The following is an 11,031-nucleotide window of genomic DNA, read 5'->3' on the forward strand; positions in this document are numbered from 1 at the left end:
GGCGGAGGCTCGGCGCTTCGCACCGTCCTGGTTCCCGGAACGTATCGGCGGGTCCGCCCCGGCACCCGTCGCCGGTTCCGGGGACTCCGGCGGGTACGGGCCGGCGGGTCACGACGCGGGTGGCGCGAAGGCACCGTTGAGGTAGATCCCGCCGTCGACGACCAGGTTCTGCCCGGTGATCCAGCTCGCGGCCGGCGAGCACAGGAACACCGCCGCGGCGGCGATGTCGGCCGGGGTGCCGAGCCGACCCAGCGGCATGCTGCCGGCGACCTGTTCGAAGGCCGGGGTCCGCTCGGCGTGCAGCATGTTCGCGGCCACGCCGTCGGTGGGTACCGGGCCGGGAGCGATCGCGTTGACCCTGATGCCGTGCCGCCCCCACTCGTACGCCCAGGTCGCGGTGAGCGAGACGATCGCGGCCTTGGCGGCGCCACAGTGCGCGAACCACGGGAAACCAAACTCCGGTCGCGGCAACGTGATGTTGAGAATCACGCCATGACCCGCTTCCAGCATGGCCGGCACGAAGCTGCGGGTGACGTGGAACGTGCCGAACAGGTCGGTGTTCACCACCGTGTCGAGCGCCCGGAACGTCATCCGCTCGGCCCGCATCCGAAAGTTCGCCGCCGCGTTGTTGACCACGATCGTGGCCTGGCCGTACCGAGCTGCCACGTAGTCGTGCAGCCGTTCGACGTCGGCTTCGTCGCGGACGTCGCACGGCACACTGCCACCCGACTGGCCGGTCTCGCTGGCCAGCCGTGCTTCGGCGACGGCGAGCCGGTCGGCGGACCGGGAGGTGATCACGACCTCGGCGCCGCAGGCGAGGAAGTCGCGGGCGATCGCGTATCCGATCCCGGAGCCGCCGCCGGTGACCACCGCCACCTCGCCGTGCAGCGCCTTCGGGTTGAACAACTGGCGGATATGCACGGTCACCCCTCCGGCCGCTGGTCGGTCGTCGGCGACGCGGTCCGGGGCGGTGCGGTCCCGAACCGGGTCGTCATGCGGCACCCAGGGCCTTCAACTCGGCCGCCAGCAGCCGCATCGTGCTGGCGTCGAAGAGCGCGCCGGCGCCGAGGCTGGTCCCGAAGTGCGCGTTGATCCGCGACGTCAGCTGCACCGCGGCCAGCGAGTTGCCACCGAGGTCGAAGAAGTCGTCGTCCGGACTCATGTCCGGCACCCCGAGCGAGGCGCTCCACAGTTGCCTCAGCGCCGCGAGGATGCGGTCGTCACCGGGTTCGGCGGGCGTCGCGGTGGCGGCGTTCGCCGCCGTCGTCCGCGCCGGCGCGACCGGCGCCACGGCAACCCGCGGGCTGGCGGTCGATGCCGGACCGCTCACCGTGCCGGCTGGTGCCGGCTGGTCGGCCCAGCCGATGCCGGGTACCTCCAGCCGTACGTCCCGCCAGTCGACGAGCACCACCGGTGGGTACGCCTGGTTGAGCAGGTCCAGGAAGATGGTCCCGCCCTCGTCGGGCAGCAGGGTGCTGGTAGGTGGTTCCGCTGCCGGTGGAGCCACCGGTGCACCGGTGACCGGTGGGGGCGGCGGGGCCGGCTGGCGGGACGCCGGCTTCGCGGCGAACTGGCCGGCGGTCACCTCGCGCATCGTGAAGGACTCCATCCGGGCCAGCAGGCGACCGCTGTCGGAGTCGTAGATGTCGAAGTCCACCGGCCGGCTGGCCCGGCCAGCCGGCCCGGCGAACCGGGCGTGGATCTGGACGTCGGCGGTCAGCGGCGCCAGCACGAGGACCTTGCGGTAGATGAACGGGGCGTACTGCCGTCCCGGTGTGAGATCGGTGAGGACACTGGTGGCCGCGTCCACGATCGCCGGGTGCACCGGGTGGTCGGTGAGGTCGGCGTGGTAGCTGGCCGGCAGTACCAGCCGGGCGAGCCGTTCCTCGCCGTCGCCGCGCACCGCGGTGATGATGTCCCAGCGCGGCCCGAAGTCGATCCATTCGGCCAGCGGGGACACCGTCGACGCGGGCAGCCGGTCCGCGATCGCGGCGACGTCGGGTTCGTCCGCCGGAGCGGGGTTACGGACCGTACCGGTGGCGTGCTCGGTCCACGGTTCGTCGGTGCCGGCGGCGCGGGACCGCACGATGACCCGGTGCGCGTCCCCGACCGGGCGGAGCAGGACGCGGAGCTGCCGTGGGCCGTCACCGACCACCGGAGCCAGGAACACCAGGTCGCCGATCTCCAACGGCCAGTCGCCACGGACCGCGCGTGCGCCGAGGACCGCCAACTCCAGCAGGCTGGTACCGGGCAGCACCGGTATCCCGTCGAACACGTGCTCGTCGAACTCCCAGTCCTGATCGGGAGCACGGACGACGTCCAGGCCGACGACGGCGCCGTCCTCGGTCGACGGGCCGGACGGCGGCGGGCCGGGCGGCGGGTCGCGGTGCTGCGCGAGCGCGACGTGGGCGTCGGCGGACCGCGCCAGCATTCCGACCTCGGCCCAACCCGGCCACTGCACCGAGACGGTACGGCACCGGTCCGCGACCCGGCTGTGGCTGTACGCGTCGAGGAACGCGTTCGCGGCGGCGTAGTCGGCGCTGCCGTACAGGCCGGACAGGCCCGCCACGCTGGAGAACAGCAGCAGGAAGTCGAGTGGGGCACGGTCGGCGAACACCTCTTCGATGGCGAGGGTCCCGGCCGCCTTCGGGTGCCACACCCGGCGCATCGCAGCGGCATCGCGGCGTTCCAGCAGCCCGCCTCCGGCGACCCCGGCGGAGTGCACGACACCGTTCACCGGGCCGAACCGCCGCTGGATGTCGTCGACCACGTTCCGCAACGCCGCCGCGTCACCGACGTCGCCGGTGAAGACCGCCACCTCGGCTCCCGCGTCGGCGATCGAGGCGAGTTCGGCTTCGACGGCGGCCCGGTCGGTCAGCTCCGCCAGCGGGGTACGACCGAGCAGCGCGATGTTCGGCTGGTACCCGGTTTCGGCCAGCGTCCTGGCGACGACGAGGCCGATCCCGCCCAACCCGCCGGTGACGAGGTACACGCCGCGGTGCCGCAGCCGGGTGTCGGACTCCCGCGCCGGCAGCGGCCTCAGTCGCGGCAGCCACCGCGTCGCGCCCCGCACCGCCACCAGCGGCGCCACGGGGCGGGCGATGGTGTCGCTGAGCACGTGCTCGGCCGCCGGTCCCGCGACGTCGACCGCGTGGCACGGTACGGCCGGATTCTCCTGCTCGGCGCTGCGCAGCAGGCCGAGCACCGCGGCGCTCGCGGGGTTGACGTTCCCGCCACCGGTGACGTCGACCATGCCGCTGCCCAGTACCAGGACCCGGACCGGGCTGCCGTGGCGGCGTTGGAAGACGGCAGCCGCCTTCAGCGCGCCGGTCACCGCCGCCAACCCGGACGCGAGCTGTTCGTCCAAGGTGGATAGTTCGACCCGGGCCGGCGCGGCGAGCAACGCGGCGTGCACGAGCATCACCGGCCCGGCGCCACGTCCGGCGGCCGTGTCGAGGGCCGCCAGCCACGCGTGCGGGTCGGTCGGGTCGATGCCGGTGCGGCCAGCGTCCTCGCCCAGGCGGCTGTCCCCCACCCGTACCGTCCGATAGCCGGCGCGTTGCAGTGCCGTCTGCGCGGCGCGGCCGGCGGCGGCGTCGCGGGGCAGCAACAGCACCGCGCTGCCCACCGGGGCGGCTGGTCGGTGCGGCACCGGCGTGGGGTCCCGCGACCATTCGAGTTCCGCCATGCGCCACCGGGTGGCCGGCTGCTGCGGTACCTCCGGCTCGGCGGCGGCCGATGGCGGTATGACCGTGGTCTCCGGGGCGGTCGCTTGCTCCGGTTCGTCGGATTCCGGGATCTCCAGCCAGTACCGGCGGCGCTGGTACGGGTAGCCGGGCGCGGCGACCCGCCGGTACCCCCGGCCCTCGTCGTGCCGCCAGTACGTCACGGGTGCCCCGTCGACCCACAGCCGCGCGAGCGTGTCGGCGAACGCCGACTCGTCGTCCGCGCGACCGACGGCCGGCAGCACCCGGCTCTCTGACTCCCGCAGGTCCGGCCGGCCACGCAGCAGCCTCGCCAGCGTGGTGCCGGGGCCGACCTCGACCATGGTCGTCGGGCCGTCGGCGAACACCGTGCCGACGGCGGCATGGAAGTTCACCGGCTCCACCAGCTGCCGGGCCCAGAACGCCGCAGCGGTGGCCTGGTCGTCGCTGATCACCTCACCGGTCGCCGCCGACACCACCGGGATCCGCGGCGGCGCCAGGGTCAGCTCGTTGAGTGCCTTCTCGAACTGCGTCGCGGCTTCCGTCATCGCCAGCGAGTGGAACGCGTGCGACGTGGTCAGCACCTTGCAGGCGACGGCCCGCGCGGCCAACGCCGCCGCGGCCTCGTCGATCGCGCTCTCCGGCCCGGCCAGCACCACCTGCCGCGGCCCGTTCACCGCGGCGAGCGCGACGTCACCGGTCACCAGATCTGCGACCGTCTCCCGGTCGGCGTCGACCGCCAGCATCCGGCCGCGCGGCATCCGCTGGATGGCCTGCGCCCGCACCGCGACCGCCCGCAACCCGTCCTCGAACCCGAACACGCCGCTGACCGCGCCGGCCACCAACTCGCCGAGGCTGTGGCCGATCAGCGTCCGCGGCGTCACACCCCAGTGGATGAGGCAGTGCGCGAGGGTGTACTCGAAGACGTACAGCAGCGGCTGCGTCACCTCGGTCTCCGCCAGCCGCGCCGGATCGTCGGCCGACAGCCACAACGCCCGCAGATCCCGATCCAGCAGCGGTTGCAGCACGTCGAAGGCGGCGTCGCAGCCCTGCCGGAACGCGGGCTCGTCGTCGTACAGCCGTCGGCACATTCCCGGGTACTGCGCACCCTGGCCCGGGAACGCGAACACGGTGTCCCGGTGTACGCCGTCCCACGTCCGTACCCGGGAGGCGTCGCGCAGCCCGGCCGCCGCGTCCGCCGCGCCGACGGCGGTGAGCGCCGCCCGCACCGGTTTGGGGGTACGCCCGACCCGCAGCGTGTACGCGGTGTCGGCGAACCGGTCCTCCGACACGCCCGCGAGGTGCCCGGCGAGCCGCTCCCGCAACGCCGTTTCGGCCGTCTGGTTCATCGCAGACCAGGTGAGGATCTCCGTCGCCCGACGGTATCCGGCGGTGGCCGGGAGCGCGGGTGCCTCCTCCACCACCACATGCGAGTTCGTGCCGCCGATCCCGAACGAGCTGACGCCGGCACGCCGCGGCCGTCCCGGCTCGGTCGACCACTCCCGCAGCGCGGTGTTGACGTAGAACGGCGAATTCGCCCAGTCGACCTCCGGGTTGGGGGTGGACATGTTGATGCTGGGCGGAATCTGCCGGTGGTTCAACGCGAGCGTCGTCTTGATGAGTGCCGCGACTCCGGCGGCCTGACCGAGGTGGCCGATGTTCGACTTCACCGACCCGATCGGGCAGTACTGCGCCGGAAGGGGTTCGCTGCTCGCCGCCTGGTAGGCGTCGATCAAACCCGACAGCTCGATCGGGTCTCCCACCCGGGTCGCGGTGCCGTGGGCCTCGACGTAGCTGATGTCACGGGGGCCGACACCGCTGCGGCGCAGCGCGGAGAGGATGCATTCACTCTGCCCCGCCACGCTGGGCGCGGTGTAGCCGACCTTGCGGGAGCCGTCGTTGTTGATGGCCGAACCGAGGATGGTGGCGTAGACGGTGTCGTTGTCCCGGATCGCCGCCGACAGCGGCTTGAGCAACACGACGCCCACCCCGTCGCCGAAGTTGGTGCCGGTGCTCTGGGCATCGAACGACCGGACCACCCCGTCCATCGCCGTCATCCAGCCCGGCATCGGCAGGTAGCCACGGTGGAACGGGAACTCGATGTCGACTCCGCCCGCCAACGCCATGTCGCAGTCACCGGCACGGATCGACGTCAGCGCCATGTGCACCGCCACCAGCGAACTCGAGCACGCCGTCAGCACCGTGGCGCTGGGCCCGCGCAACCCGAGCTTGTACGAGACGTACGTGCTCAGGTAGTCGGGATTGTTGTGGATGTCGACCGCCCCGTATCCCACGCTGTCGATGACATCCGGGTTGGCCTCGATGTAGTCGTACCGGTAGCGGTTGACGTTCGACGCCGCGAACAGCCCGATCTGGCCGGGATAGCTCGTCGAGTCGTAGCCGGCGTGTTCCAGCGTCCCGTACACCGTCTCAAGCATGATCCGGTACTGGGGGTCGCGCAGTTCCGCTTCCCGCGGCGTCATCCCGAACAGCTCGGCGTCCAGGCAGTCCGACTCGCTGAGGATGGGGCGCCGCCGCACGTAGTCGGGGTTGGCGATCCGGCCCGGACGCTCGTGGTTGCGAAGCAGTTCCTCGTCGGTCAGCTCCGTGGCGCTGTCGCGGCCCGCCACCAGGTTCGCCCAGAACTCGTCGATGTTGTCAGCACCCGGAAACCTGCTGGCCATACCGACGATCGCGATCGGTTCCGCCGCGGCCATCTGCAACCTCCGCTCGCGGGCATGGTCGCCCTGCCGGTGAATTCTGTTGACCGCTCCCCGTTACCTCACGTCCCGAAAACCGGCTACACGTGTGGCTCAGCCCGATGCGAGCCACGGAAGTGGGCTCGACGTCGCGGGCGTGGAGTCCGGGCGGGTGGCGGCGGTGAGCTGACGGACCGTTGGATAGCGATACAGGTCGATGAGTGTGCAGGTCAGGCCAAGTTGCCCGAGGTCGGTGAGGATCTCGGCGAGGGTTGCCGACGAGAGTCCGGCCTCGAAGAAGTTGGTGTCGAGGCCGACGGGGCGGCGTTGATCGAACACCGCGTGGATCCGGGCCATGATGTCGGTACCCGCTCGGCGATCAGCCTGGCCGCTCACCGTGCGCCCGTCGACTGCGACCCGCGTGCCGTGGTCTCGGCGGCAGCCAGCCGGGCGGCCGTGTCCCGGACCGCCTCGGCAACCGGCCGCAGGTCCCGGTCGAGCAGCCAGTGCCCGCCGGGTACCGCCACGGTGCGGAACTCTCGGGTGGTGTGGTCACGCCACCCCTCGACCACCGCTGCCGGCAGGGTGTGATCGGCGTCCCCGACGATCACGGTAACCGGAACGGCCAGCGGTGGCTCGTCGGTGTACTCGTACCCGGCGAACAGTTCGTGGTCGGCGCGTAGCGCCACCTCGAAGATCTCCCGGAAGTCGGGTTGCCCAGCGACCTCCGGCCGCACCCCGCCGTAGGAGAGGATCTCCCGCCAGAAGTCCGCACTCGGCAGCCGATGCAGGTCGGTACGCGGTTCCGCTTGGTGCGGAGCGGCGTACGACGCGACCACGAGTGCGGCGGGTGGCGCCAGCCCGCGCGCCCGCAGCCGCCGCGCCACCAGGAACGCGAGCAACGCACCCGAGCAGTATCCGAGGAGTATCGGACGGTGGTGGCGGGCCAGCGCGGTCGCGAGATCGTCGATCAGCGGTCCCAGTGCGATGCGCGGTGGTTCAGCGAACCGGGCCTGCCGGCCAGGCAGGTTGAGACCCCGGAAACCAAGGTCGGGGGCGAGTAGGTCGGCCAGTCCGGCGAAGGTGGCGCAGCCGCCACCCGCCTGTGGAAAGGCGTACACCTGGGTGGTGGCGGCCGGGTCGGACAGCGGGATGAACCAGTCGGTTACCTCGACGGTGGCTGGCTCACCGACCGTACCGTCCGCGATGCCCTCCGGGCCGTCCGACCATAGCGGGTTGGCATGCGTGCCTGTGTCCATGGGCCACCTGTCGTGCCGGGTTCGTCTCAGCGGTCACCATCGTCGCGCACGGTGTCGCTTCGGCGATGTCACCAATTAGCGCGACCCCGGCAGGCAGTTCCACCCGCGGAGGTTGTCACCGAATAAGGCGACAGCGCAGGTGGACGGCGCAGATCCTCGTCCCGATATCGTGAGCGGGGCGCTCGACGGCAGCAGCATTGAACCTTTTTCAACCTGAACCGCGCGGCGCTCACACACCGCCTCCGACCTTGCGCTCCGACGGACCGCAAGGGGAGGTTGAAAAAGGTTCATTCACCATGCCGGGAGCCCGGCGGGAGTGTGTCACGATGGTCGATGCAACGCTGACCCCCACCACGCGGCTGACGGTCCGATTCCACGGTGAGCGGTCTGGCTCGGCGGAACTCACCTGGGCCCAACGGCACATCTGGGAAAGGTGCCGAGCGATAGCGCCCCAGGAGGCTTACTTCAACCTGCACCGGGTCATCGAGCCGCCGGGCACCTGCGACGCGGCCCAGGTCGCGCGGGCGGTACGGCTGCTGGTCGAGCGGTACGAGGCGTTGCGGACCACGATCGGCCGTGCTCCGGATGGGCAGCCGCGACAGCAGGTGGCGGCCACGGGCGAGCTCGACATCGACGTACACGAAGTGGACGTTGCCGGTGACGTTACGAGCACGGTCGAACTGGCGAGCGTCGAACACGGCGGCCACCGCTTCACCGACGACGAGTGGCCGTTGCGAGTCGCGGTCGTCACCCGGTCCGGGAAGGTGCTCCGCGTCCTGCTGACCGCCTCCCATGTGGCGGTCGACTGGGTCGGCGTGAGACTGGTGTGCGGCGTCTTCGCGCAGTTGTTGGCCGGCGACAGTGCGGACCTTCCGCCAGCCACTCACCATCCGCTCGACGAGGCCATCGCGGAGACCTCGCCAGCGGGGCGGCAGCGCGCCGAACGGGCGGCGGAGTACTGGCGGCAGACGCTGCGCACGGTGCCGCACACCCTGGCCACCACGACAGGGGTCGCCGAGCCGACGGAGCGTCAACCGAGGCAGTGGTCCCCCGCCGGCCAGCTCCGGTCGTCCGCGGTGGCGATGGCCGCCAATCTCCTCGCCGAGCGGCACGACGCGACGCCGACCAGTGTGGTACTCGCCGCCTTCAGTGCGCTGCTGTGCGCGCGTTCCGGCATCGACCTCACGTCGCTGCAACTGTTCGTCGGCAACCGGTTCGCGCCACAGCACCGCGACATGGTCACCACCCGGGTCCAGCACGGCCTGTTCGCGGTCGACCTGCGCGAAGCCACGTTCGTTACCGCGGTCCGGCGCACCAAGGGGGCGGCGTTGTGCGCCTACCGACATGCCCAGTATCCGCCGGCGCTCATCCAGGAGGCCATCGACGACGTCAGTGTGCAGCGCGGACTGCGCATCGACCTGTCTTTCTTCTTCCACGACCGGACTCACGGCGTCTGGCCCGGCAACCACACCCGGGCTCTCGAACCCGAACCCGCCACAATCGCCGACGCGCTCAGCCGGAGCAGATACCGCCGGGACGTGCTCTGGGATCGCCACCAGCAGCTCCGCTTCGACCTACAGGCCCGAGACCCCTGGGTGATGCTGCGACTCGCCGCCGACCCGCGCTTCCTCTCGGCACAGGAGGTGGCGACCGTCCTGCACGGCATCGAGACATTGCTCGTGACGGCGGTACGCGGCGACTTCCCCCTCGCCGACGTCCCCGCACTGACCGGACTCGCATCTGTCTGCCACTCCCGCGAGGTGCGGTCCGACGGCTGCTGGATCGCTCCGGAAGTGGTACGCCTCCTCGTCAGCGACGTTCCCGATGTGACAGCCACCCACATCGACATCACCGGCCCACCGACCGATCATCGCCTCGTCGCACACGTGGCCACCAGGAACCCGTCCCTCAGCGCCGCAGACCTCCACGTCGCCTGCATGTACCGCGTCCGATCGCGCCCTGGTTCCAGCACCCCCCACCACTACGTCATCCACCCGCACACCCCGCACCTCGACCCTGCTCAACGGTGGTGGGAGTCCATTCCCATCCAGTCCCAGGGCACCGGTCGGCCACCTCTGGAGCCTGGAAAATAGGGGCTTCGGGCGAAGCGCTACGCCGAGTCGCGCAGCCGTTGCTGCACCTGCGTGGCGAACCGGGACCACTCGTCGGCGCAGCCGATGGCCACCTCCAGGACGACGTAGGCACAGTGCGGCGGCATCGAGTCGAGCACCTCCTCCCAGCCTTCGGGGCCCTTCGCCTTCGAAAACAGCCAATGGAGCAGACGGCGCCCGGACTCGGTGAAACGCAACGACGGATCCCGGCTGAGTCCATCCAGCATGGCGGACCGGCCGCGCTCCCGGGAGTACACCGCCCGGCCCATCGGCGCCCGTCCGGCGTTGGGCTGCGACTCGGCCCCGACACGCGCCGCCGGTCTGCTCCCGGCCTGCTGCCGCGGGCCGAGTTGGCGCCCCGGCAACGGGTCGTCGCCGCGCCGCAGCCGCTCCCGAACGTCACGAGCGGTGGCCAGCGAGACCCCGGCGCTCCGGGCGATCTCGCGCAGCGACGCCTCCGGTCGCTCGGCTATCGCCTCACTGGCCGCGCGCCGCCCCTCCGCAGGGTTGAGCGGACGGACCCGGCCGTCCCGACCGACCCTCGAGATAGTGGCGGCGACGTCACTGCCGAGACGTCGACGAATGTCGGCAACTGTTCGAGCAGCCAGACCGCTGATCGCCGCGATCGACCGGTCGGAGCGGTGCGGCTGCGCGCGTATGATCCGCTCTGCGGCTGCCTCGCGATCCGCGAGGGTGAGCGGGAGTCCGTGCGCACGGTTTGCGGCCACAGCGACGGCGAAGGCGTCCTCCTCGCTGCCGTCGAAGAACTTGACCTCGACCATGGACCGGCCCCGCAGTTGCGCGACCCGGAGCCGATGCATGCCGTCGATGACACGCATGGTTTGGCGATGAACGAGGATCGGCGGGAGGGAGGACTCGGACTCGGCAAGCACCTGCACATGCCCACTGTCCTCGCCCTGAAGTCGAGGTGAATCCGCAGGCAGTAGGTCGTCGACCCGAACCTCTGACGTTTCGCTGTTTATCACTACCACGCCAGAATCGACGGCATCGTCTTTTTCAGAACAGCTCTGTGCATGCATGCCGAACGTCAACCTCCATACTGCGCACTGCGCGTACACTGCGGCACGTTGTGACGAACGACCCGAGGCAGGCTCGGCCGACGCCCGCGTGAACAGCCGTAGCCCGTGGTCCTCCCCATAGGCTGGTACCAGTCCCGCGTCCGCACGGTGCTACCGTCCATCGCCGCCCATCTCCGGCGCTCGGGCCCTGGGCCTGGCACCCTCCCTGCTGCTGGCGG

The 11,031-nt window shown here is 71.2% G+C and carries 6 protein-coding genes; 1 reads left to right on the top strand and 5 read right to left on the bottom strand.

Going from position 1 to position 11,031, the window contains the following annotated elements:
• Nucleotides 1–108: 108 nt before the first annotated feature.
• The 4 genes from Pma05_RS05085 to Pma05_RS05100 form a co-directional block, all read right to left on the bottom strand.
• Entirely contained in the window at nucleotides 109–1,002 is an 894-nt protein-coding gene (locus tag Pma05_RS05085) for an SDR family oxidoreductase (protein WP_203856089.1), read from the bottom strand.
• Nucleotides 992–6,421: an SDR family NAD(P)-dependent oxidoreductase gene (locus tag Pma05_RS05090; RefSeq protein ID WP_203856090.1), complete on the bottom strand. Its 5,430-nt coding sequence runs from the start codon at nucleotides 6,419–6,421 to the stop codon at nucleotides 992–994. The genes Pma05_RS05085 and Pma05_RS05090 overlap by 11 nt, the downstream gene beginning before the upstream one ends.
• Before the next feature lie 96 nt (nucleotides 6,422–6,517).
• Nucleotides 6,518–6,799 carry an acyl carrier protein gene (locus Pma05_RS05095; RefSeq protein WP_203856091.1) on the bottom strand — a complete coding sequence of 94 codons (282 nt, stop codon included), beginning with the start codon at nucleotides 6,797–6,799 and terminating at the stop codon, nucleotides 6,518–6,520.
• On the bottom strand, nucleotides 6,796–7,662 hold the full coding sequence (locus Pma05_RS05100; protein ID WP_203856092.1) for a thioesterase II family protein: 867 nt from the start codon (nucleotides 7,660–7,662) through the stop codon (nucleotides 6,796–6,798). Before Pma05_RS05100 ends, Pma05_RS05095 begins: the two co-directional genes overlap by 4 nt.
• Nucleotides 7,663–7,988: 326 nt before the next feature.
• On the opposite strand from Pma05_RS05100, the gene Pma05_RS05105 reads away from it, so the two are divergent.
• A complete protein-coding gene (locus tag Pma05_RS05105) occupies nucleotides 7,989–9,755 on the top strand; it encodes a condensation domain-containing protein (protein ID WP_203856093.1) in 1,767 nt (588 codons plus the stop codon).
• 17 nt (nucleotides 9,756–9,772) lie between these two features.
• On the opposite strand, the gene Pma05_RS05110 is transcribed toward Pma05_RS05105, so the two are convergent.
• Nucleotides 9,773–10,813: a ParB/RepB/Spo0J family partition protein gene (locus tag Pma05_RS05110; protein ID WP_203856094.1), complete on the bottom strand. Its 1,041-nt coding sequence runs from the start codon at nucleotides 10,811–10,813 to the stop codon at nucleotides 9,773–9,775.
• Between the last annotated feature and the right edge of the window lie 218 nt (nucleotides 10,814–11,031).

The sequence above is a fragment of the Plantactinospora mayteni genome (assembly GCF_016862935.1).
In the GTDB taxonomy this organism is placed as follows: Bacteria; Actinomycetota; Actinomycetes; order Mycobacteriales; family Micromonosporaceae; genus Plantactinospora; species Plantactinospora mayteni.

Coding starts and splice junctions, on each gene's coding strand:
- Pma05_RS05105 (WP_203856093.1), top strand. CDS start 7,989: ATGGTCGATGCAACGCTGACCCCCACCACGCGGCTGACGGTCCGATTC.
- Pma05_RS05110 (WP_203856094.1), bottom strand. CDS start 10,813: ATGCATGCACAGAGCTGTTCTGAAAAAGACGATGCCGTCGATTCTGGC.
- Pma05_RS05100 (WP_203856092.1), bottom strand. CDS start 7,662: ATGGACACAGGCACGCATGCCAACCCGCTATGGTCGGACGGCCCGGAG.
- Pma05_RS05090 (WP_203856090.1), bottom strand. CDS start 6,421: ATGGCCGCGGCGGAACCGATCGCGATCGTCGGTATGGCCAGCAGGTTT.